Origin of the sequence: Allorhizobium undicola ORS 992 = ATCC 700741 (genome assembly GCF_000621665.1) — a bacterium.
In the GTDB taxonomy this organism is placed as follows: domain Bacteria; phylum Pseudomonadota; class Alphaproteobacteria; order Rhizobiales; family Rhizobiaceae; genus Allorhizobium; species Allorhizobium undicola.
This window is the reverse complement of record NZ_JHXQ01000016.1, coordinates 1-22,869: the sequence shown is the minus strand read 5'-3', so window position 1 is coordinate 22,869 and position 22,869 is coordinate 1. Positions and strand designations below refer to the sequence as shown.

Genomic DNA, 22,869 nt, shown 5'->3' with positions numbered 1-22,869 from the left:
CAAGTGCTGCGGCCTGCGGCTGCGGCGATTCCCCCCGATTGGAGGGGCAAGGCCCGCCTGCCACGGATTTGCCATATGACAAGTTCAACCCGAAACAGCATGATGTATTGCATCGCAACAAGACACCTCTCACCCGCCCCGCGCCTGCGCGATGCGCGCAAATCAAGAGATTTCCAATGAAGAATGTCATGCGGCATTGGTTATGGCTGGTTTTGCTGGCCGGATACGGTTGCGTGGCGCTGCGCGCCCTGCCCGGCCTGTGGCCGCCGGGTTTTCTCCATAGCCTGCAATTGCACCTTGGCGCCTTTCTGGTCGCCGTGGCGCTTTTCCTGCTCCTTCTTGCGCAGCGGGCCGGTAAAATCAGGCTGGCCGTGGCATGGACCAACCTTGCAGGGGCGCTTGCCATCACCGCCCATGCCCTGCTGATGATTGCAATATACCTGCCGCCCGCCCCGGCAAATGGCGGGGGCGTGGCCTACCAGCGGTTGAAGGTCATGTCCTTCAACGTTCTGGGCGACAATCTGGAAAATGGCCGCGCGATTGCCGAAATGATCCGTGCCTCGGGCGCCGACATTGCCTATGTCATGGAGGCCGAGCCGGTGGGCCAGCATCTCGACCGGCTGACAGACATTTACCCTTATCGCATCGGCTGCGGCATCCACACCGATACCTGCGACCTGATGCTGCTGTCGAAATATCCGCTAACGAACATTTACGTCGGCACCTTGAGCGATCTCAGGCGCGACCGCTTCGCCATGGCGAAAATTTCAGTCCATGGCGCGCCGCTGCGTCTGGTCGCCGCCCATCTCAGCAAGCCCTATTTCGACGATTACCACATTGAGGAAACCGACGAACTGGCCGACGTGCTGGAGGATTTCGACGGGCCTCTGCTGCTGGCGGGCGATTTCAACGCCTCCATTCTCGCCCCCGACATGCAGAACCTGCTTGCCCGCACAGGGCTGACGACGGCGGGCATCGAACCGGCGACATGGCCCATTGCCGCCGGGCGTCTCGGCGTGGCCATCGATCACATCTTCATTCGCCAGCCGCTGGCTGCGGAAAAGCTGGAGCGACTGCCCTCCGCCATGGGCTCCAACCATTACGGCCTGATGGCCGAACTGCTGCTGCCAGGTGGCGGCACATGAAACGGCATTGGCCGAGCGAGCTAGAGCGCGTCCGGTGAACAAAGGTTCACCGGACGCGCTCTAGGTTTTTGCTTTCCCGCATTTCCGGACGGAAAACCGGAACACACTTTTCCTGGAAATGCTCTACAGGAAGAGTTGCGAGAGACTTTTCTGCTGGCTGTTGGCAATGTTCAGCCCGATGGTTTGCAGACGAGACTGCACCTGCTGGGCACTGAGCCGGGTTGCCTCCTCCTCCATGTCGGCGTCCACCATACGGCCAATGCTGATCTGGTTCACATCCTGCAAATCGTTCAAAAACTCGGTATTGGCGGAAATCGTGCGGCTGGTGGCGCCAACGGCGGCGGCGGCATTGGTCACGCCTGACCGCATGGTGTTGACGGCTGCGATCATGCCGTCGATTTCGTCGTTGCTGGTCTGGTCGTCGAGACCAATTTCCTTCGCCGTGGAGGATGCGGGCGTGGTGGAGCCTCTATCCAGCAGATAATATTCATAGGCATTGCCGGTGCGCGTCACACCCAGATAGCTGCGGGTTAAAATGCCGTCCGAGGCGTCGTTTGCACTGGTCAGCGTGCTTTGCGCGGTGTCGAAATCGGTGACATTGACCTCCAGATTGCCATCGGCATCGCTGCCCACGGAAGAGACCATGGACGTGACCTTTGGCCGCTCGCCTGCGCCCAACGCCAGCCAGTTCTGACCGCTGAAGCTTGCCGATTGCGTGACCTGCGTCAGTTGCTCCTTCAACTGCGAGATCTCACCGTTGATCGCCTGCTTGTTGGAACCGACCGCCTTGGCCATGATGAGTTTGGACTGAATTTCGGAAAGAATGCCGTTGGCCTGATCCAGCCCAAGGGCTGCCGTATCGCTGACGGCCGCCGACATGGCGGTGGCATCCTCGGCGCTGGACAGCGACAGATTGGCCGCCTTCATTGTCGTGGCTATGGACCAGTAGGCTGCGTTATCGGCCGCTTTATCGACCTTCTTTCCGGTTGCCACGCGGGAAAGCGTCGTTTGTTCCGCCGCCGAAGTGCCGCGCATCAGAGCCAACGCCGACGAAGCCGTGGAATTACCGGAAACCGAAACCATGCAGACCTATCCTGACAAGCGCGCCCACAGACCCCATGGCCGCCGATCATCCCCCACCCTATCCACCATTTATTGCGGGCGGCTTTACCGAATTGGCTGCATTTTAGCGATTACCGGAGATACTGCATAATTCCTTAAATCGGAATCGATTTAAGGAATTATGCAGCAGACTTAAAGTGTTACAGCGTCCTTGGTGCGTTTGATAAAACGCACGGCGCTGTAATGCGGCACCTTTGCCTCGCGATATCAGGCAGGCTTGCCTTATTGCTGGAATGCGATATGGGCAGGCTTTGACGGACAGGGAAAAACCATGAGCGACGACGACTATATTTATGACGAGGCAAGCGGTGAATGGCGTCCAGCCTCGGAACTGGCAGCCGAAAAGGCCAAGGCCGCTTCGGCCTATGACGCTTCGGGAAACCTGCTGGCCGATGGCGACAGCGTGGTGCTGGTGAAGGATCTGAAGGTCAAGGGCGCGGGCCAGACCCTGAAGCAGGGAACCGTGATCCGCTCCATCCGCCTCACCGACAATCCCGAGGAAATCGACTGCCGCCACGACACCATCAAGGGACTGGTGCTGCGAACCGAGTTCGTGCGCAAGCGGTAACGCCTCCGGGGACTACTGCATAATTCCTTAAATAGGAATCGATTTAAGGTGAAAAGTATGCAGCAGATTTAAAGTGTTACAGCGTCCTTCGTGCGTTTGATCACAGTACACGACGCTTAGGCATGTGGCGTGGCCTACCCCCCCTCTGCCTTGCCAGGCATCTCCCCCTCAAGGGGGGAGATTGCAATACGGACAAAGCGCCATTCTTCAAAGACTATTTGTGATGACGGCCTTTTCAGGAATTCAGGCAGGGCCTTGATCTTGCCGATCTCCCCCCTTGAGGGGGAGATGTCCGGCAGGACAGAGGGGGGTAAGCCACACGCAAAACCTTAGCGTCGTGTACTGTGGCGTTTGATAAAACGCACGGCGCTGTAATCTCAGTCGGCGCTGGAAAGCCTGCGCATGGTGAATTCTATCGTGTCGCCTTCAAGCTGCCGCCAGCTCTCCACCTCGGTCCAATAGGCGGCCTTGGGGTAGCTGTCGAACCATTCCCGCGCCTTGGCGCGGGCCTCCTCACGGCTGAGACGAAAGGTCTGGCGCACAAAGCCAGAAGCGCCGGGCCCACCACTTCGGGAGCGGTCAAGTTGCCGTTTCAGGCCTTCAAGCGGTGGTGGCGGAAACCTTCCAGGCATGGCGCTCCCTCTTCACACGGCCAGAATAACAAATCCTCCGGCAATGTGGAGTCGTGGTTTTTCCTCCTTCTGAAATACACGGCCCTTGATGGCCAATGCCGCACCGCTCTGCTATGGCAGAGGGCAAACACAGGCAGCGCAGCACCGGTTCGTCACGACCGGATAAAACATGCGCTGAAAAGGAAGAGAGCGCCATGCAAAGACCCGTTCTGCCCAAGGGCCTGCCCGACGACATCGAAGCCAGAAAGGCAACGGCCAGAAGCTGGTTCGAAAGCCTGAGAGACCAGATCTGTTCAAGCTTCGAGGCTCTGGAAGACGCGCTGTCCGGCCCTTTGAGCGACCGCAAGCCCGGACGTTTCGAAGCAAAGGACTGGCTGCGCGACGGGGGCCAGGGCGGCGGCGGGCGCATGTCGATGATGCAGGGCCGGGTTTTCGAAAAGGTCGGCGTGCATACCTCCACCGTGCATGGTGAATTCTCCCCCGAATTTCGCAGGCAGATGCCCGGCGCGGAGGAGGATCCGCGCTTCTGGGCTTCCGGCATTTCGCTGATTGCCCATCCCTGCAATCCCAATGTGCCGGCCGTCCACATGAATACCCGCATGGTGGTGACGACAAGCCAATGGTTTGGCGGCGGCGCCGACCTCACCCCGGTTCTCGACCGGCGCCGCATCCAGGACGATCCCGACAGCCAGGCCTTTCACGCCGCCATGAAAAAGGCCTGCGATGCGCATCCGGCCATTGCCGATTACCCCCGCTACAAGGCCTGGTGCGACGAGTATTTCTTCCTGCCCCACCGCAACGAGCCCCGCGGCATTGGCGGCATCTTCTTCGACTGGCTTCACGCGGGCGAAAAGCTTGACCAGTGGGCACCCAACTTCGCCTTCGTGCAGGATGTGGGCCGCTGTTTTGCAGAGGTCTATCCGCAGCTGGTGCGCAACAATTTCAACCTGGACTTTAATGAGGCAGACCGCGAAGAACAGCTCGTGCGGCGCGGGCGCTATGTCGAGTTCAACCTCCTCTACGATCGCGGCACCATCTTCGGATTGAAGACCGGCGGCAATGTCGAGTCGATCCTGTCATCGCTGCCGCCGCTGGTGCGCTGGCCCTGAGAAAATGCCCAGGCAGCGAGCACTTATCGCCCTGAATTTGGACAGTCGATCCGAACTGATACAAATGTGACCGGAAAAAGCGATTAAAACTCACCTTTGTGAGCAGATGTGAAAAAATTAAGATTGGATTAAAACCGGTCAGTGCTATCCTGTTGACACAAGGATGGAGGAAGCAATGACCACTCATAGCATGTCCCTCGCAGACCCTCGACATCAGGACCGCGCCCTCGACACCGCCGAATTGATCGACCGCCTTGCCCACGAACTGAAAGCCACCAGCGATGCGGACCTGCCGCATTGCTACTTTGTCGAGCAGGCCAAATTGCGGCTCTCAGGCAATCACCGCCCGGAAAAACAGGCCGCCAATGATGCGGTTCATGCCGCGCCCCGGAATATGGCCCATGCCAGCTCGTCGGTCTTTTATGCCTGGGCAATGCCCGAATAGGCCGTGCACCGGGCAAGACGGCGGAACAAGCCGTATTCGCCCCGCGTTGGATAACAAGGACCATAAAGGTCTGTCTGCCGCATCCGAAGCGGATGCGGCATGAGGGCCTGTTTTCCCGAAAGCGGGAAAACAGGGAAACGGGCAACGATCCCCGAGGAGGAAACGATGAAACAGTTTGAATGTGGTTCGCTGGTGCCCGGCTGCGAGTGGCACACCCGCGCCAACGAGGAAGCGGAAGTCGTGCGCCGTGCCGTCGAACATATGCGCACCGCCCATGGCGAAACCGTTATTCGCGAAAACATGGTGGACAATATCAAGGCTCGAATCAGCGAAACCCGCGATGAGCGGGCCGCCTGACCTTTGAGAGCATCGCATATTTGACAGCAAAGCCGCTGCGGCACCCTTGCCGGAGCTTGCCTATTCTACTGCATAATTCCTTAAATCGGAATCGATTTAAGGTGAAAATTATGCAGCAGATTTAAAGTGTTACAGCGACGTGCGTTTGTTAAAACGCACGTCGCTGTAATCTCTCCTTCAGCCGCGCCAGAAGCGTTTCGCGGCTGAGGGCAAAATTGGCCTTTAGCCATTCCCCTTCCAGTTCCGCAAGCAGCTTGCCCACCTGAGGGCCGGGCGCAATGCCCAGCGAAATCACATCCCCGCCCGTCAGGGGAAAGGCGGGCCGCTCAAACCCTTGCGCCCTTGCCAGCAGCCGCGTGTAACCGCCTGCGGCCTGCATGGCTTTCACATCGCCTTGCGCTCTGGCACGGGCAGAGGCAAGCGCAAGCTTCAACCGGGCCACGACACCCTCCACCCCTTGGGTATATAACAGGCGGTCCAGCGCCATGTCCGAAAGGTCTTCGGCAGGCCGGGGCGCTTCGGCAAATTGCTTCAGCGCATCGCTTTCAGCCCGCGACAGTTTCAGCCGCTCGCCCATGGCCTTCAGCCGTGCGGCATCGTCCGGCACGATGGCAGCAAGCCGCAGCAGCGGATCGGGCTTCCAGCCAAGCGCCTCTTCTGTGGCAATCAGGCCGGGAATGGCGTCTATGCCCCATTTCTCGGTTTCCGGCAGGATAGCCGTCAGTACCCCCACCTGCCGCATCCACAACAGTGCCCGGCCCGGATCGGGTGCCGTCAGAAGCTTCTTCATTTCCGACCACACACGTTCCGCCGATAATCTGGCAAGATCGCCCTTCGCCGCGGCACAGGCCCGCAAGCCCTCCGCATCCGGCCTGCCGCGCCCGTACCAGGCAAAAAAGCGGAAAAAGCGCAGAATGCGCAGATGATCTTCGGCAATGCGCTGACGCGCCTCGCCGATAAAGCGCAGCGTGCCGCTCTCAATATCGGCAAGCCCGCCGGCAAGATCGATCACTTGGCCTTGCGCATCGGCGTAAAGCGCATTGATGGTGAAATCCCGCCGCTCGGCATCGGCCTGCCAGTCCGTGCCGAAAGCAACTTGCGCATGGCGGCCATTGGTCGTCACATCGCGGCGCAGCGTTGTCACCTCGAAGGGTCTGCCCTCCACCACCAGCGTTACCGTGCCATGATCGATGCCGGTCGGAACCGCCTTGATGCCAGCGGCCATGGCGCGCGCCGTCACCACATCCGGCGTCAGCGTGGTGGCAATATCCACATCGCTCACCGGCTCGCCCAGCAGGCTGTTGCGCACCGCGCCGCCCACCACGCGCCCCTCGCCACCGTCGCTGTTCAAAAGCGCCAGCACCTTCTGCAAGGCGGCATCGGTAAACCACGGCTGATCGGCAACGGAGATCATGCATAAAGCCTTTCATATAATGTACGCAAAATGCCCGCCGTCACGCCCCATATGGTGCGCTCCCGATAGGGCATGACATAGAAATGGCGGACGACGCCATTCCACACCTTGGATTCCTGCCGGTGGTTTTTTGGGTCCATCAGGAAGGAAAGCGGCACCTCGAACACATCCGCCACCTCGTCCGGGTTGGGCCTCAGCGTAAAGCCAGGCTGCACCACGGACAGAATGGGCGTGATGCGAAAGCCGGTTCCCGCCAGATATTGCGGCAGGCGGCCTACCGGCTCGACGAAACGGCGCTCAAGGCCGATCTCTTCTTCCGCCTCGCGCAGGGCCGCATCCTCGGCGCTGGCATCTTCCTCGTCTATGCCGCCGCCGGGAAAGGCGATCTGGCCGGAATGCTTGCGCAACGTCATGGTGCGCTGGGTGAGGATGATACGCGCATCCGCCCCGTCATCCACCACCGGCACCAGCACGGCGGCATCGCGTAGCCGCATGGTTTCGAGCTGCAACAACATGTCGGTATTCAGCAGATGATCACCATGCTCCCGCCATGCCTCGGTGAGCGGGCCGCCCTTCTGGTGGGCGGCGCGGCGGCGAAATTCCTCAGCAGTGAAATGCGGCAGGGCAAGGCTGGTCATTGGCTGAGACGCTCCAGTTCATCAGCAGCCATCACCGGGAAAACCGCGCCCGCCGAGCGGATCACGAACATATCCGCCCCCTCCACCGTCATGATCTCCCCCTGCTCCAGCAATTCATGGGCCACAGCCCGCGACAGAAGCGCCACCAGCCCGCCGCGCACGGCAAGATAAGGCTTTACCGCCTGATCGCCGGCGCTCACCACAAAGCGTAAGGCATGGTCCCGCCCCGCCTCCACCACATCGCCCACATTGGTGCGGAATGTCAGCACCGGCTCGCCTTGCCTTGCGCTTACCGTCATTTCCACCGCCAGAAAATGGGCGTCCTCCACGCGGATGCGCAGTTTTTCCACAGGTGTCACCAGATAGGTTTCGCCATCCTCATCCCGGCGCAGCACCGTGGAAAACAGCCGCACCAGCGGCTGGCGGCCAATGGGCGAGCCTTGATAGAACCACCGCCCATCGCGTTTGATTTCCATGTCGATCTCACCGCAAAAGGGCGGATTCCAGCGCTCCACCGGCGGCAGACCGTCCTTGCCGCCCGCCTTCTGGTCGGCGGCGCGGGCAATCAGCGCGGCCAGATCGCCGGTCTCCACCGCCCGTTCATCCTTGTCGCCTGCCATGATTGTGACCCGCTTCACCTTTAACCTTACCGTCACGAGATAGTCATTTGAAACGCGCTTGTCAGCCATAAGCAGCGCAATAAGTTACAATGAAGGATAATGTCGTCTCCGGACATCACGATTCGATGCGCTGGATTAGGCACAGATTGGCCGAGGAGACCTTGATGGGCATGATGAATACCCCGGACACCGGACTGGACGAAAAGGCCATGATCGCCGCCGCCGAACAGGCGCTTGCCGACATTGCCACCATTCGAACCCAGGTGTCCAAGGTCATTTTCGGCCAGGAAAAAGTGGTGGAAACCACGCTTCTGGCGATTTTATCCGGTGGCCATGCCCTGCTCGTCGGCGTGCCGGGTCTGGCCAAGACCAAGCTGGTGACAACGCTGGGATCGGCACTGGGGCTCGATGCCAACCGCATCCAGTTCACCCCGGACCTCATGCCCTCCGATATTCTCGGCACCGAAGTCATGGATCAGGACGAGCATGGCCGCCGTTCCTTCCGCTTCGTCAAGGGTCCGGTCTTCGGCCAATTGCTGATGGCCGACGAGATCAACCGCGCCAGCCCGCGCACGCAATCGGCGCTGTTACAGGCCATGCAGGAATATCACATCACGGTCGCTGGCCAGCGCTATGACATGCCGCAGCCCTTTCATGTTCTGGCCACGCAGAACCCGCTGGAACAGGAAGGCACCTATCCGCTGCCGGAAGCCCAGCTCGACCGTTTTCTGCTGCAAGTGGATGTGGACTATCCCGACCTTGCCGCCGAACGGCAGATCCTTCTCGAAACCACCGGCCTTTCCGATGCCAGCGCCGATGCGGTGCTGGATGCCGGACGGCTGATCGGCATCCAGCGGCTCATTCGCCAGATGCCGGTTTCCGAAAAGGTGGTGGACGCCATTCTGGCGCTGGTGCGCGCGGCCCGTCCGGGCCAGGGCAATTCCGAGACCGACAAGCATGTGGCCTGGGGCCCCGGCCCGCGCGCCGGTCAGGCGCTCATGCTGACGGTGCGGGCGCGCGCCCTTTACCAGGGCCGCCTTGCGCCTTCCATCGATGACGTCCACGCGCTCGCCGAACCCGTGCTGGAACACCGCATGGCGCTGACCTTTGCCGCCCGCGCCGAAGGCATGAGCGTGCGTGACGTGATTGCCGCGCTGGTGCGGCAGGCAAAGGCGTGAGGAAAGGCTTCAGCGTGGCGGCACTGGGACAGATCGTTGAGCGGACGCCGACAGGCGACGTGCTGGCGCGCGCACGCCAGCGCGCCGCCCTCGTTCCCGATTGCATGGTGGAGGCACGCCGCATTGCCAATACCGTCATTGCCGGCTGGCATGGCAGGCGCAAGCGTGGCATCGGCGAAAATTTCTGGCAGTTCCGCCCCTATGCCGAAGGCGAAAGCTTTTCCCGCATCGACTGGCGCCGCTCGGCCCGCGACGATCATCTCTATATCCGCGACCGGGAATGGGAGGCGGCCCATACCGTCTGGCTCTTTGCCGATCTTTCCCCATCCATGATGTTCAAATCCAAACTCGGCAACGTTTCCAAGGAAAGCCGCGCCCTGGTGCTGATGCTGGCGCTGGCGGATATTCTGGCGCGGTCCGGCGAGCGCATCGGCTGCCCCGGCATCATGGAGCCGGTTTCCGCCCGCAATGCCGCCGAGCGGCTGGCCACCGCGCTCATTCATGCGCCCGAGACAAGCGGCCTGCCGGATACGCGCATGATCCGCAATGCCAGCGACCTCGTGCTGATCGGCGATTTTCTCGACGATGCCGATGCGATCATGCAGCGGCTTTCGCCTTTGGCGCGGCGCGGCCTGCGCGGCCATGTCATTGAAGTGGCCGATCCGGCGGAAGAGGATTTTCCCTATGTGGGCCGCACCGAATTCACCGATCCCGAATCCGGCGAAAAGCTGACCTCAGGCCGCGCCGAAACGGTGCGAGACGCCTATCGCAAGGCCTATTTTGCAAGGCGCGAGGCGCTGAGCGACAGTCTGCGGCGGCTTGGCTGGAGCTTTACCCACCATCTCACCGACAGGCTGGCTTCCGAAGCGCTGGTAAAAGTCCATATGCATCTTTCCGGCGCACCGCAGCGCGCCCATCGCGGAGGGGCGTGATGGGAGCCTTCGCCTTTGCCAGCCCGGCCCTTCTCGGTGCGCTCGTTCTGCTCCCGGCCATCTGGTGGCTGCTGAAACTCACCCCGCCGCGCCCGCAGCAGGAGGTTTTTCCGCCGCTGAAAATTCTGGCGCGCGTGATCAAACGGGAAGAAACGCCCGCCAAAAGCCCCTGGTGGCTGACATTGTTGCGGATGCTGATGGCGACATTGGTGATCCTGGCGCTGGCCGAACCGGTTCTCAATCCGCGCAGCACCACGATCGCGACGGGCGGGCCGCTGGCACTCGTTATCGACAATGGCTGGGCCAGCGCAAACGACTGGCCAAACCGCAAGGCCATGGCCGAAACGCTGATCGACGAGGCCGAAAAGCAGAACGTCGCCGTCTCGCTCGCCTTCACCGCCGAGCAGCAGCAGGATGCCGTGCCGGGAACGCCCGCCAGCGCCCGCGAAAAGCTGGAGGCTGCCAATCCCCGCCCGCTGACGCCGGATCGGGAGCGCGCCCTCACCGCGCTTCAGGCCGCCTTTGCCGGAACGAGGCCGGGCACCATCGCTTTCATCAGCGACGGCATCGCCTCCGGCGAGGATGAACGGGTGATGGTGCATTTTTCGGAGCTTTCACCGCAGGATATACGGCTGATTGCCGAGGATGGCAGCAGGATGCTGGCGCTGACCGGCGCCGAAAACAAGGCCGACAGCCTGAGCGTCAAGGTCTCCCGCCTTGCGGCAGGCATACCGCAGCAGATAACGGTGGACGCGCAGGACCAGCAGGGACGGCCGCTTGCCTCCGGCGTGGCAAGCTTTGCGCCCGAAGCGACAACGGCGACGGCGGAGATTGCCGCCCCCTTCGAACTGCGCAATGATTTTGCCCGGCTCCGCATTCCCGGCCTTGCCAATGCGGGCACCGTGCATCTGCTGGATGACGGTTTCCGCCGCCGCCGCGTGGCGCTGCTGAGCGGCGATGCCAGCAATGAATTCCAGCCGCTGCTTTCCCCGCTCTATTATATCGAGCGGGCATTGCAGCCCTATGCGGACATCATCAAGCCGCAGGAGAAGGATCTGGCCATTTCCCTGCCGGAGCTTTTGCAGCAAAACCCCTCGGCCATCATCATGGCCGATATTGGCCGCCTGCCGCAGGATATGTATGAACCCATGCAGCAATGGCTGAACAAGGGCGGCATGTTGATCCGTTTCGCAGGCCCCCGCCTTGCGGCGGCCCCCGCAGGCGATCCGCTGGTGCCGGTGACGCTGCGGCAGGGCGAACGGGAACTGGGCGGCGCGCTTTCCTGGGCCGAGCCGCAGCCGCTGGCGGATTTTCCGGCCAATGGCCCGTTTGCCGGGCTTTCCGCGCCGAAGGACGTGCTGGTCAAGCGGCAGGTTTTGGCCGAACCGACGCCGGACCTTGCCGAACGCACCTGGGCAAGCCTTGCCGATGGCACGCCGCTGGTGACGGAAAAGACCACCGGCGCGGGGCGCATCGTGTTGTTTCATGTCAGCGCCGAGGCCACATGGTCGAACCTGCCGATCACCGGTGATTTCGTGGAAATGCTGCGCCGGGTGGTGCAGCTTGCCAATGCCGGTGGCGCGGTGGCGCAAAATAATGGTGTCAGTGCGCCGAGCCTGCCGCCCTATCGGCTTTTGACGGCAGAGGGCGCCTTGACGGCGCAAACCGCCATGGCTCGCCCCATGGAGCTTGGCCCCCGCCGGCCACAGGCCGCAAGCTTCGACAATCCCCCCGGTCTTTATGGCTCCGAGGATGGCTATTCCGCCCTGAACCTCTTGCCGCGCAATGCCGAACTGAAACCGCTTTCCACCGATGGCGGCAGCGTTCCCCTGCTGCGCGAGGCGCTTTCCGGCCAGACTGCCGTAGAGATGAAGCCGCCGCTTCTGACCGTTGCGCTGTTGCTGCTGTTACTGGACAGCCTGATCGTGCTTTTCATGGGTGGCGCCTTTGCCCGCCTCGGCAGGCGGGGCGCAACGGCAGCCATGATCGGCCTTGGCCTGGTGCTTGCCGCTCCCGCCGACAACGCCCGCGCCAATGACGCCAGACCCGGTGACGACCAGCTTCTCTCCCGGCTCGACACCACCCATCTTGCCTATGTGAAGACGGGGGAAGCCGATGTCGATCAATTGTCGGAGCGCGGCCTGCAAGGGCTGACGGAATTTCTGACCTTCCGCACCACGCTGGAGCCCGGCGCGCCTGTGGGCGTGGATATTTCCCGCGATGAGCTATCGCTTTATCCGATCATTTTCTGGCCGATTTCGGCGAGCGCCCCCATGCCGGGTGCCGCCGCCATCAGCCGCATCGATGCCTATATGCGTGCGGGCGGCACAGTGTTGTTCGACACGCGCGACCAGTTGCAGGGCTTTGGCGGCGGCGGCGGAGCGAGCGCCAATGGCGAGCGGCTGCGGCAAATCCTTGCCAATATCGACATTCCGCCGCTGGAGCCGGTGCCGAAGGACCATGTGCTGACGCGCTCCTTCTATCTGCTCAGCAGCTTTCCGGGCCGCTATAGCGGCAGTCCGCTGTGGGTCGAGGCGCGGCAGGAAGCGCGCAACAGCAAGAGCGGTGTTTCCTCCTCAGGCGATGGTGTGACGCCGATCATGATTACCGGCAACGATCTTCTGGCCGCCTGGGCGGTGGATGGCAATGGCCTGCCGGTAATGCCCACCGTGCCGCCGGATGAAACCCAGCGGGAAATGTCCTACCGCGCCGGGGTCAATATCATGATGTATATGCTGACCGGCAACTACAAGGCCGATCAGGTGCATGTGCCTGCGCTCCTGGAAAGGCTTGGCCAATGACCCTGTCCTTTTCCCCTTTCCTGCCCTGGTGGGCGCTGGCGATTTTGGCGGTTCTGGCGCTGGCCATTGCCTTTATCGGCTTGTCGCGCGGCGTGCGCGGCGCGGCCATTCGGCTTGCCGCCTTTGCGGCGCTGATTGCGGCACTCGCCAATCCGCAGTTTCAGATGGAAGATCGCGATGCGCTTTCCACCATCGTTCCGGTGGTAGTGGACCGCAGCCAGAGCCAGCAGGACGTGGCGGGCCGCACCGCGACAACCGATGCGGCGCTGGCTGGCATCCGCGACCGGCTCTCCAGATTTCCCGGCATCGAACCGCGCATCGTCGAGGCGAAGACGCCGGAAGACAGCGACACGCCTTCGACCCGCCTGTTCGAGGCGCTGTCTTCGGCTATTTCCGATGTGCCGCCCGCCCGCATCGGCGGGGCGATCTTCATCACCGACGGTCAGGTGCATGATGTGCCGGGCAATGTGAACACGCTGGGCTTCAATGCCCCCGTCCATACGCTGCTGACCGGCAAGGCGGGCGAAGTGGACCGCCGCATCGAGGTGGTGCGCGGGCCGCGCTTCGGCATTGTCGGGCAGGACCAGCAGGTGACGTTGAGGGTGATTGACGAAGGCGTCGCCACCTCCACCCAGCCCGCCACCATTCAGGTGCGCATCAACGGCGAGGATGACGGCACGATTCAGGCCGTGCCGGGACGCGATGTGGCTTACAGCTTCACCGTGCCGCGTGGTGGCAACAATATTCTCGAATTTGCCGTCTCTGCCCTGCCCGGCGAGATCACCGCGATCAACAACAAGGCCATTCACCAGATCGACGGCATTCGCCAGAACCTGCGCGTGCTGCTGGTATCGGGCGAACCCCATGCCGGGGAACGCGCCTGGCGCAATCTGCTGAAATCCGATGCCTCGGTGGATCTCGTGCATTTCACCATTCTGCGCCCGCCGGAAAAGCAGGATGGCACGCCGATCAACGAATTGTCGCTGATTGCCTTTCCCACCCGCGAACTCTTCGTGGAAAAGATCAATGATTTCGACCTGATCATTTTCGACCGCTACCAGCATCGCGGCGTACTGCCCATTCTCTATTACGATTACATCTCCGAATATGTGAAAAACGGCGGCGCACTGCTGATTGCCGCCGGTCCCGAACATGCGGGCGAGGATTCGATTGCGCTGACGCCGCTGGAACAGGTGCTGCCCGCCGCCCCCACCGGCAATATGCTGGAAGGCGCCTTTTATCCGCGCCTGTCGGAAATCGGCAAAAAACACCCCGTGACCCGCGACCTCGACGGCTCCGGCAGCGAGCCGCCGCATTGGGGCCGCTGGTTCCGCAGCGTCGATGTGGAACAGCCGCAGGGCGAAACGGTGATGAATGCCGCCGATGGCCATCCGCTTCTCATCCTGAACCGGGTGGAAAAGGGCCGCGTCGCCATGCTGTTGTCCGATCAGGGCTGGCTGTGGGCGCGCGGCTTCGAGGGCGGCGGTCCGCATGTGGCGCTTTACCGCCGCATTGCCCATTGGCTGATGAAGGAGCCGGAACTGGAGGAAGAAGCGCTGACGGCGCGCGCCTCCGGCCGCAACCTCATCATCACCCGCCAGACGATCGGCGACAATCCCGGACCCGCCACCGTGACCTCCCCTTCCGGAAAGCGTGAAGAAATTGCACTGACGCAGAGCGCGCCGGGCCGCTTTACCGCGGAACGGCAGATGAGCGAAACCGGCCTTTTCACCATCGCCAATGGCGAATTTTCCACCCTCGTCCATATCGGCACGATCAATGCGCCGGAATTCAAGGGCATGATTTCGACAGCGGACAGGATGAAGCCGGTGGCCGATGCCACCCATGGCATGATCGCCCGGCTGGACAATGGCAGCGGCAGCCTTCGCCTGCCCGACATTCTGCCGGTGCGCGGCGAGGTGCGCAGCACCGACAATGAGCGCCTGACCATTCGCCTGACCAATGAAAGCGTGCTGAAAGGCATTGAAACCCTGCCGCTGTTTGCGGGCTTCGGCGGGCTTGCCATTCTGCTCTTCGCCGTTTCCGCCATGTGGTGGCGCGAGGGGCGGTGAAGCTGTGGAAATTTACTGCATAGTTCCTTGAATCGATTCCGGTTCAAGGAACTATGCAGCAGCATCTTCGAGTATTACACGAATGCGATCAGCCATTGGCCACACGTAGCATCGGCTCATAGTCCTCGTCTTCGTCAACGGCGTCGAAGACGGACACATCGGCCGGGTCACGCCAGCCAATGACGCCGTGGATGCGGGCATGGACATCCGGCGCCAAGGGATAGACCAGTATCCGGCCGGGATCGGTCGGGCCGGGAAAGGAAAGCGCCTTCCAGGCGACCTTCTCGAAGCCGAGCTGGCTGTAATAAGGCGGATCGCCCACCAGGATCACGGCTTGCGAGCCCGCGCGCCGCGCAGCCTCCACGGCGATGCGCACCAGTTCCCGGCCAATGCCCTTGTTCTTGTGCGAGGGCCGCACCGCCAGCGGACCGAGCAGATGGCCCTTGACGGACCCTGCCGTAACCGGCGTGAGCCGTACGGAGGCGATGGTTTCACCATCATCGGCGCAGATGAAGGAAAGCGACCGGTCATGCGGCCCCTGCTCGCGAATGCGGGCGGAAGAGCGGGTGAACCGGCCCGGACCAAAGGCTTCTTCGTTGATGAGTTCGATAATGGCGTCGTGCGACGCATCCTCGGTGAGGTAGACCAGATCGTGCTTGTTCATGAAAGCCAGAACCTTATGCGAGATGAGCGAGCGTAAACGGCCACGGAAAAGTGGCTTTTCAGCATCAGCGTCGTCGCAGGGTCCGGATGATCATGGCGAAATAGGCCTCAAAATCGATTGGCGATTTGCTTAGCAACAAATTTTTCCGGCGTCTACGGCAAAAACGCAGTGTTCAGAAAATACGCCCTCGCCTTTTGCACCATTGATCGTATGTAAAATGAAGCAGTTCCAGGAATGAAGCATGTCGTGCAAAAGTGTGCAGCGGTTTTGCGAGAACGACATGCGTTAATACAAGAACGTCAAGCACGTTGCATGAGGCTGACAAGCCGCGCTCTACTGCATAATTCCTTAAATCGGAATCGAGTTAAGGTGAAAATTATGCAGCAGATTTAAAGCGTTACAGCGTCCTTTGTGCGTTTGATAAAACGCACGGCGCTCAAAAAAAAGCGAAAGGATCGGACGATGGGCATGTTGGTGGATGGCGTCTGGACGGATGTCTGGTACGACACCAAGGCGAGCAAGGGGCATTTCCAGCGCTCCGCTTCGCAGTTCCGCAACTGGCTGACGGCGGATGGCAGTGCCGGTCTAAGCGGCAAGGCCGGGTTCAAGGCAGAGGCGGACCGTTACCATCTCTATGTGTCGCTTGCCTGCCCCTGGGCGCATCGCACGCTGATTTTCCGCAAGCTGAAAAAGCTGGAGAGGTTGATTTCGGTCTCGGTGGTTCACCCGCTGATGCTGGAACATGGCTGGACCTTCGACGCTTTCGAAGGTGCAACCGGCGATGATGTCTCTGGCCTGGATACCCTGTGGCAGGTCTATACCAAGGCCGATCCGCTCTATTCAGGGCGCGTGACGGTGCCGGTGCTATGGGACAAGGCGCAAGCCACCATCGTTTCCAATGAATCGGCGGAAATCATCCGCATGTTCAACAGCGCCTTCGACCACCTGACCGGCTCCGGGGACGATTTCTACCCCGAACCGCTGCGCGAGGAGATCGACGCGCTGAATGCCCGCATCTATGATGGCGTCAACAACGGCGTCTACAAGGCAGGCTTCGCCACCACGCAGGACGCCTATGAAAGCGCTGTAACGCCGCTTTTCGCCCTGCTGGACGAGCTGGAAACCCGGCTTTCCACCCGCCGTTACCTTTTCGGCAAAGCTCTGACGGAAGCGGACTGGCGGCTCTTCACCACGCTCATTCGCTTCGATGCCGTCTATGTCGGCCACTTCAAATGCAATATCCGCCGCATTGCCGACTATCCGGCGCTTTCCGCCTATCTGCGCGATCTCTATCAGCATAAGGGCGTGGCGGAGACGGTCAACTTCACCCATATCAAGATGCATTATTACGGTAGCCACAAGACCATAAACCCCACCGGGATCATTCCCGTTGGCCCGGTGCTTGATCTGGAAAGTCCGCATGGGCGGGAGACGCTCTAATCACCAGAGGTCAGCATAAGGTCCGCCAGCAGCAAGCTCCGCCAGTCGGCGGCGGGTCGCTGCGGTCACACCGTCCGGCAGGGCATCGAGCCGGAAGAAGCCGCTTTCGGCAATTTCCCGATCAGGGCGGCGGGGTTCGCTCTGCCGCACCTCGACGCGAAAGAAGGCGACGTGATCGCGATTGGTTGCACGGCTGTTGAGGTAGATGTTCAAAAGCTGCGGCGGGTTGAGGGCTTCGAGATTGCCCTCCTCGCGCAATTCCTTGACAAGCGCCTCAGCCACCGTTTCACCGCGCTCCACGCCGCCGCCGGGCAGATACCAGCCGGGCAGATAGGTATGGCGCACCAGAAAAATCTGCCCCGATGCATCGAAACAGGCGGCCCGCACGCCCAGCGTCATGCCCCGCGACACGGAAAAATACAGGTGCAGCAACTTTACCATGCGCTTTTTGAGGGAACCTAAAGGTTCATCTTTGTATTGGGTGTTCATCCGGCTTGCTGGCTCTTTCGCTGAAGCTTATATCGCAGTTCTGATTGCCCGCCAGCAGGGCGATTTCAAGATGCTCTCCAAGGCAAAGGGCCGAATGTTCACACTTGCGCATATCTCCGACATTCATCTTGGCCCCCTGCCGTCGCTGACCTTTCGCGAACTGGCATCCAAGCGCATCACCGGCTATGTGAACTGGCACCGGCACCGGCGCAAGCATATGGCCTCCAACACGCTGGAAACGCTGGTGGCCGACATGAAGGCCAGGACGCCCGACCATACTGCTGTCACGGGCGATCTCGTCAATCTTGCCTCCGGGCTGGAAATCGCCAAGGCGGCGGAATGGCTGCATGATCTTGGCAGCCCGCTGGACACCTCCGTTGTGCCGGGCAATCACGATGCCTATGTGCCCGGCGCGCATGAAAAGGCCATGCAGGCCTGGTATGATTATGTGCGCGGCGACGACGATCCCTCTGCATGGCGGCGCGGCTTCAAGCTATGGCCAACCTTTCGCCGCCGTGGTCCGGTGGCGCTGATCGGCTGCTCCACCTCCGTTGCCACACCGCCTTTTTCGGCCACAGGCTTTTTCAGCGCCCGCCAGGCCCGCGAAACGGCGGAGCTGTTGAAAAAGGCCGGTGACGAGGGGCTTTTCCGCGTGGTGATGATCCACCACCCGCCCATTCGCGGCGCAACTGCCCAGCACAAACGCATGATCGGCATCCGCCGCTTTGCCGCCGCGATCTCGCTGGGGGGAGCAGAACTCGTGCTGCATGGCCACACCCATCTGAACACCCTGAACTGGATAGAGAAAGGCGGCAGGCGCGTGCCGGTGATCGGCATCGCCTCCGCCAGTCAGGGCGCGGGCGGCAAAAAGCCGATTGCCGCCTATAATCTTTTCCACATTTCCGGCAGCGCCGGAGACTGGAGCCTGGACTGGGAGCGTCACGCCCTTTCCCGCGAGGGAACGGCTGTGACCATCAGCCACAAGCAGGCGCTGTTGGGGTGAAGAACACTCACGCGCTCTGACACACGAGCGCGCCGTTTTCCACCGACAGCCAGTCGGCGTTCTCGCGGCCTTTGCGATTGTTGAAAATCGTCCATTCCGGCTGGCCCTGCACGGTGGAGAAGGAATGCAGGCGCAAGCCGTCATCGAGGTCCACGGCCAGTTCCGGCAGCCGGCCGCAAAGCGCCACATCGGCAATCGAGCGTCCGACAAAGCCTTTCACGGTCTGAAGCCAGAGCTTCTCCTCGCCGCCGCTGCCGCAGATAATGGTGGTGCGGTCCTCGATGCGCCAATCGCCCTGGATCATGATGGTCAGCGTTCCATGCGGCTCGCCGGGCTCGCCACTGCGCCGTTTGCTGGCCACCAGCAGGCCGATCTCCAGAAAAATGGCAGAACCATAACCGCGCCAGACATGCGAAATGCCTTGACCGAGCAAGGCCGCGCGGAAATCCTCGAAATTCTTCAACACCTGGCTCCCAGACACCAAATACGCTCATAATGAATCGGGCGGCAAATCGCCGCCCGAACTGCTTCTACGTCTGTCTCGCTTTACTTAGCCTTGCGCTCTTCAAGAACCCGGTTGGCGGCAGAGACGATGGCCTCCAGCGATGCCGTGACGATATTCTTGTTGATGCCCGCGCCAAACAGCGTTCCGCCGGGATGGTCAAGCTGTACATAGGCGATGGCCGCCGCATTGGAGCCATGCTGCAACGAGTGTTCGGAATAATCGCGCACCGAGATTTCAAAGCCCAGATAGGCCGAGAGTGCATCCACGAAACCATCGATCGGGCCGGTGCCCTTGCCTTCGATGCGCTTGATCTCGCCCTTGTCGGTGATTTCGGCGGCGATGATGCGCTGGCCCTTCACGGCCGTATCGGGATAGGTATGGTGATCGACGAATTTCAGCGGTGCATCCGACTGCTCGACATAACGCTCGATGAAACGCTCATAGATGCGCTTCGAGGGCAGCTCCACGCCTTCCTCATCGGTAATGCGCTGAATATCCTCGCGGAATTCCACCTGCAAGGGACGCGGCAGGTTCAGGCCGTAATCCTGTTGCAGCACATAGGCGATGCCGCCCTTGCCGGATTGGGAATTGATGCGGATGATCGCCTCGTAGGAACGGCCCACATCCTGCGGATCGATCGGCAGGTAAGGCACTTCCCACACGGGTGAATTGGCCTTTTTGATCGCCTTCATGCCCTTGTTGATCGCATCCTGATGCGAGCCGGAGAAGGCGGTATAAACCAGCTCGCCAACATAGGGGTGACGCTCGGGGATGACCATTTCATTGGCATATTCATAGACCTCCTTGATCCGCTCGATATTCGTGCAATCGAGCCTGGGATCGAGACCCTGCGTGTACATGTTCAGCGCCAGCGTCACCACATCCACATTGCCGGTGCGCTCGCCATTGCCGAACAGCGTGCCTTCCACGCGGTCAGCGCCCGCCATCAGGCCAAGTTCCGTGGCGGCAATGCCGGTGCCACGGTCATTGTGGGGATGCAGCGAAATGATGACGTTTTCGCGGTTGTCGATATTGCGGCACATCCACTCGATCTGGTCGGCATAGATGTTGGGCGTTGCCATTTCCACTGTGGAGGGCAGGTTGAGGATCAGCTTGTTATCCGCCGTCGGTTTCACTTCGGCAATCACGGCATTGCAGATCTCCAGCGCCACCTCCAGTTCGGTGCCGGTGAAGCTTTCCGGTGAATATTCGAAGCGGTAGCCGCCCCCCGCCTTGGCGGCCATGTCGGTAATCATTTTTGCGGCATCCACGGCAATCTGGCGAATGCCCGCCACATCCTTGCCGAACACCACGCGGCGCTGCAATTCAGAGGTTGAATTGTAGAAATGGATAATGGGCCGGTGTGCGCCTTCCAGCGCCTCGAAAGTGCGGGTAATCAGCTCGGGACGGCATTGCACCAGCACTTGCAGCGAAACATCTTCCGGCACATTGCCCTGCTCCACACACCAGCGGGCAAAATCGAAATCGGTCTGCGAGGCGGAAGGAAAGCCGATCTCGATTTCCTTGAAGCCCATTTCCAGCAGAAGCTGGAACATGCGCGCCTTGCGATCATGCCCCATGGGGTTGACCAGCGACTGGTTGCCGTCGCGCAGGTCCACAGAACACCAGATCGGCGCCTGGGTAATGGTTTTGGAAGGCCAGGTGCGGTCGGCAATATCCACCTGCGGATAAGGGCGGTATTTCAGGCTGGCATCGGCCATGCCCTTGATACCGGCATTGCTCTTTGCGGCGGATGCTGCGGGCGCGTTGGTGCTGCTCATCGGTGCGTCTCTTCTCGTACTGAAATCCGTCCGGCTTATAGCCGATGCAAAGCGCGTTGCGAATGACGAATCTCGCCCATCCATGGGCATTATCGGATTTTTGGGGTGGCTTTCGAGGAGCACATGGCCTGACGGCAAAACGGCCGCCGGGCGCTCCTCAACGGACCCGGCAACCGCCAGTAAGGCCGAGAAGAAGAAGCGAGGAAAGAGCCATGGCATCGCGACCCGCCGAAACCGGCAGGCACGGATAGAAGCCAGCAAAGGATGCGCTCTTGTTGTTCATTCCCTCGCTATAAAGCGCCTGAGGCAGCCCCGCAAGCCCCAAAACGCATGGGCAAACAACAAGCCTTGCATTTCGTGCCTACGAGCCCTGCAAGAATGAGGGGCGAAACGCCGGTCAAATCCGCTTATGAGAGACGTTCATGCGCGCTTGCGCGCCCCTCTCCCATGATTTGAAACCATGCCGCCAGCGACCCCCGCCTTGCCCAAATCTGCCCAGAGAAAGGGCGATCTTCTCATGCTGGCCGCCGCCTTTCTGGCGGGAACGGGCTGGCTGTTTTCCGCCAAGGCCGTGCTCAGCCTGCCGCCCATCCTGTTCATCGCACTCAGGTTTCTGTCTGCCGGGCTCATTCTCGGCATTTTCGGCGGCATTCACCCCTCACGCCAGCTTTTGCGCGCCGCCCGCACGCTTCTGCCCGCCGCCATGGTGTTGTCGCTGTCGATGATGGCCTGGATCACTGGCCTTGAGCATACGCATAATGCCGGCGTTGGCGCCTTCATCACCGCCTGCGGCAATCTTCTGGCGCCGGTATTCGGGCTTGCCATCTATCGCTGGCCGGTCAGCCGCGCCATGTGGGGGTCCATCGCGCTGGCCATGTTCGGTCTGGGCTTTCTGTTTCTCAATCCTGATTCGCATGTCGATCCCGGCCATATCTGGTTTGCCATAGCCTCGGCGTGCTGGGCCATCAGCGTCACGCTGGGCAGGCGCTATTCCGCCGATCACGGCGCCATTGCCGTCAGCGCCATCCAGCTCACCATGACAGGCCTCATCTGCCTGCCCTTCGCCTTTGCCCTGGACAGGATGCCACAGGAAATGATCCCGCTTTCCGGCCTGTTCTGGTTTGCGGCAAGCGTGGTCTTTGCAACATGCCTGCGTTTCGTGGCGCAATTGCGCGGAAATGTTCTGGCAGGAGCAGCACGCGCCGGTGTCATCATGTGCCTGGAACCGGTCTGGGCGTTGATCTTCGCCATGAGCTTTCTTGGCGCAAGCCTCACCTTTTCACAGACCATTGGCTGCGCCATCATCATGGGGGCCATTCTGTTTCAGGTGGCGCTGCCCGGCCTTACCCGGCTGCTCGCCCGCTTCCGCTAGAGCATTTTCAGGAAAAGTGGAAGCCGGTTTTCCGTCTGAAAATGCGTAAAAACAAAAAGTTAGAGCGGTTCCAGGAAAAGCGGGCACAGTACACGACGCTGAAGAATGCGGCGTGGCCTACCCCCTCTGCCTTGCCAGGCATCTCCCCCTCAAGGGGGGAGATTGCAATGCGGACAAAGCGCCATTCTTCAACGACTATTTGTGATGAAGGCCTTTTCAGGAATTCAGGCAGGGCCTTGATCTTGCCGATCTCCCCCCTGGAGGCAGGGCTATTGCATATGAGCGATCATTGAGATGAGGAACTGATCGTCCCATCCCGCTTTTTTGATTTTTCGTCGGATGGATGCTTTGTCTGGGTGCTGGCGGATGATGTTGAGTGCGAGTTTTCGCAAGATAGAGAGGTTTTGCGGGCCGTTGTCTTTGCGATTACGGGCCGCATCTTCACAGAAGGCTACGTCGAGTACCCAGTGTAACTGGTTTTCGATCGTCCAGTGCGCCCTGACTACCCGCAGGAAAGCCTCGGCACTGATTTCCCTGGAGAGCAGGAAATGTCTGAGATGGTGGGTCTTGCGCCCGTCGGGC

The 22,869-nt window shown here is 60.9% G+C and carries 23 protein-coding genes; 12 read left to right on the top strand and 11 right to left on the bottom strand.

The features are described from left to right. Window positions 1–176: 176 nt before the first annotated feature. Window positions 177–1,145: an endonuclease/exonuclease/phosphatase family protein gene (locus T424_RS0113955; protein WP_051558986.1), complete on the top strand. Its 969-nt coding sequence runs from the start codon at window positions 177–179 to the stop codon at window positions 1,143–1,145. Between the two features lie 123 nt (window positions 1,146–1,268). On the opposite strand, the gene T424_RS0113950 is transcribed toward T424_RS0113955, so the two are convergent. Beyond that, window positions 1,269–2,228, bottom strand: coding sequence for a flagellin N-terminal helical domain-containing protein (locus T424_RS0113950; RefSeq protein ID WP_027488282.1), 960 nt, complete (start codon window positions 2,226–2,228; stop codon window positions 1,269–1,271). Between the two features lie 310 nt (window positions 2,229–2,538). Here T424_RS0113950 and T424_RS0113945 point away from each other — a divergent pair, with 310 nt between their 5' ends. Then, on the top strand, window positions 2,539–2,835 hold the full coding sequence (locus T424_RS0113945) for an alkylphosphonate utilization protein (protein WP_027488281.1): 297 nt from the start codon (window positions 2,539–2,541) through the stop codon (window positions 2,833–2,835). Window positions 2,836–3,212: 377 nt separating this feature from the next. On the opposite strand, the gene T424_RS0113940 is transcribed toward T424_RS0113945, so the two are convergent. Beyond that, entirely contained in the window at window positions 3,213–3,467 is a 255-nt protein-coding gene (locus T424_RS0113940; RefSeq protein WP_027488280.1) for a DNA polymerase family A protein, read from the bottom strand. 194 nt (window positions 3,468–3,661) lie between these two features. On the opposite strand from T424_RS0113940, the gene hemF reads away from it, so the two are divergent. From hemF to T424_RS0113920, 3 genes are all read left to right on the top strand, one after another. Next, entirely contained in the window at window positions 3,662–4,576 is a 915-nt protein-coding gene (gene hemF, locus T424_RS0113935; RefSeq protein ID WP_027488279.1) for an oxygen-dependent coproporphyrinogen oxidase, read from the top strand. Window positions 4,577–4,751: 175 nt separating this feature from the next. Next, window positions 4,752–5,021, top strand: a complete 270-nt coding sequence (locus T424_RS0113930) for a hypothetical protein (protein WP_027488278.1) — start codon at window positions 4,752–4,754, stop codon at window positions 5,019–5,021. Between the two features lie 165 nt (window positions 5,022–5,186). Beyond that, the gene (locus T424_RS0113920; protein WP_027488277.1) at window positions 5,187–5,378 is read left to right on the top strand and encodes a DUF1059 domain-containing protein; all 192 of its coding nucleotides are present in this window, start codon (window positions 5,187–5,189) and stop codon (window positions 5,376–5,378) included. A gap of 148 nt (window positions 5,379–5,526) precedes the next feature. Here the strand turns inward: T424_RS0113920 and T424_RS0113915 are convergent, their stop codons facing one another. From T424_RS0113915 to T424_RS0113905, 3 genes are read right to left on the bottom strand one after another with little or no spacing between them, the layout of a single operon-like run. After that, complete coding sequence (locus T424_RS0113915; protein WP_027488276.1) at window positions 5,527–6,792, bottom strand: CCA tRNA nucleotidyltransferase; 1,266 nt, start codon at window positions 6,790–6,792, stop codon at window positions 5,527–5,529. After that, window positions 6,789–7,430: a CoA pyrophosphatase gene (locus T424_RS0113910; RefSeq protein ID WP_027488275.1), complete on the bottom strand. Its 642-nt coding sequence runs from the start codon at window positions 7,428–7,430 to the stop codon at window positions 6,789–6,791. Before T424_RS0113910 ends, T424_RS0113915 begins: the two co-directional genes overlap by 4 nt. After that, a complete protein-coding gene (locus T424_RS0113905) occupies window positions 7,427–8,050 on the bottom strand; it encodes a DUF1285 domain-containing protein (RefSeq protein WP_027488274.1) in 624 nt (207 codons plus the stop codon). The genes T424_RS0113910 and T424_RS0113905 overlap by 4 nt, the downstream gene beginning before the upstream one ends. Window positions 8,051–8,214: 164 nt before the next feature. On the opposite strand from T424_RS0113905, the gene T424_RS0113900 reads away from it, so the two are divergent. The 4 genes from T424_RS0113900 to T424_RS0113885 are packed head-to-tail and all read left to right on the top strand — an operon-like array spanning window position 8,215 to window position 15,033. Next, window positions 8,215–9,228, top strand: coding sequence for an AAA family ATPase (locus T424_RS0113900; RefSeq protein ID WP_027488273.1), 1,014 nt, complete (start codon window positions 8,215–8,217; stop codon window positions 9,226–9,228). Window positions 9,229–9,242: 14 nt separating this feature from the next. Continuing rightward, a complete protein-coding gene (locus T424_RS0113895; RefSeq protein WP_027488272.1) occupies window positions 9,243–10,160 on the top strand; it encodes a DUF58 domain-containing protein in 918 nt (305 codons plus the stop codon). Beyond that, window positions 10,160–12,961, top strand: coding sequence for a DUF4159 domain-containing protein (locus T424_RS0113890; RefSeq protein WP_027488271.1), 2,802 nt, complete (start codon window positions 10,160–10,162; stop codon window positions 12,959–12,961). The genes T424_RS0113895 and T424_RS0113890 overlap by 1 nt, the downstream gene beginning before the upstream one ends. Then, window positions 12,958–15,033 (top strand): membrane protein, encoded by a 2,076-nt coding sequence (locus T424_RS0113885; protein WP_027488270.1) that lies wholly within the window; start codon window positions 12,958–12,960, stop codon window positions 15,031–15,033. Before T424_RS0113890 ends, T424_RS0113885 begins: the two co-directional genes overlap by 4 nt. Before the next feature lie 88 nt (window positions 15,034–15,121). Here T424_RS0113885 and T424_RS0113880 read toward each other — a convergent pair whose 3' ends face one another. Further along, window positions 15,122–15,697, bottom strand: coding sequence for a GNAT family N-acetyltransferase (locus T424_RS0113880; RefSeq protein WP_027488269.1), 576 nt, complete (start codon window positions 15,695–15,697; stop codon window positions 15,122–15,124). Window positions 15,698–16,159: 462 nt separating this feature from the next. Between T424_RS0113880 and T424_RS0113875 the strand changes: the two genes are divergently transcribed. Further along, the gene (locus tag T424_RS0113875; RefSeq protein ID WP_027488268.1) at window positions 16,160–17,137 is read left to right on the top strand and encodes a glutathione S-transferase family protein; all 978 of its coding nucleotides are present in this window, start codon (window positions 16,160–16,162) and stop codon (window positions 17,135–17,137) included. Here T424_RS0113875 and T424_RS0113870 read toward each other — a convergent pair whose 3' ends face one another. Next, on the bottom strand, window positions 17,138–17,578 hold the full coding sequence (locus T424_RS0113870) for an NUDIX domain-containing protein (protein ID WP_037067733.1): 441 nt from the start codon (window positions 17,576–17,578) through the stop codon (window positions 17,138–17,140). Window positions 17,579–17,720: 142 nt separating this feature from the next. Between T424_RS0113870 and T424_RS0113865 the strand changes: the two genes are divergently transcribed. Further along, window positions 17,721–18,629 (top strand): metallophosphoesterase family protein, encoded by a 909-nt coding sequence (locus T424_RS0113865; RefSeq protein ID WP_027488266.1) that lies wholly within the window; start codon window positions 17,721–17,723, stop codon window positions 18,627–18,629. A 7-nt stretch (window positions 18,630–18,636) separates the two neighbouring features. Here T424_RS0113865 and T424_RS21795 read toward each other — a convergent pair whose 3' ends face one another. From T424_RS21795 to T424_RS23160, 3 genes are all read right to left on the bottom strand, one after another. Continuing rightward, window positions 18,637–19,110 carry a hypothetical protein gene (locus T424_RS21795; RefSeq protein WP_154664912.1) on the bottom strand — a complete coding sequence of 158 codons (474 nt, stop codon included), beginning with the start codon at window positions 19,108–19,110 and terminating at the stop codon, window positions 18,637–18,639. A gap of 65 nt (window positions 19,111–19,175) precedes the next feature. Next, on the bottom strand, window positions 19,176–20,915 hold the full coding sequence (gene leuA / locus T424_RS0113855; RefSeq protein WP_051558983.1) for a 2-isopropylmalate synthase: 1,740 nt from the start codon (window positions 20,913–20,915) through the stop codon (window positions 19,176–19,178). A gap of 157 nt (window positions 20,916–21,072) precedes the next feature. After that, window positions 21,073–21,198 carry a hypothetical protein gene (locus tag T424_RS23160; RefSeq protein ID WP_269076439.1) on the bottom strand — a complete coding sequence of 42 codons (126 nt, stop codon included), beginning with the start codon at window positions 21,196–21,198 and terminating at the stop codon, window positions 21,073–21,075. Between the two features lie 177 nt (window positions 21,199–21,375). Here T424_RS23160 and T424_RS0113845 point away from each other — a divergent pair, with 177 nt between their 5' ends. Then, entirely contained in the window at window positions 21,376–22,287 is a 912-nt protein-coding gene (locus tag T424_RS0113845) for a DMT family transporter (RefSeq protein ID WP_027488264.1), read from the top strand. 269 nt (window positions 22,288–22,556) lie between these two features. On the opposite strand, the gene T424_RS21015 is transcribed toward T424_RS0113845, so the two are convergent. Next, a partial coding sequence (locus T424_RS21015) for an ISAs1 family transposase (RefSeq protein WP_037067729.1) occupies window positions 22,557–22,869 on the bottom strand: 313 nt, incomplete at its 5' end.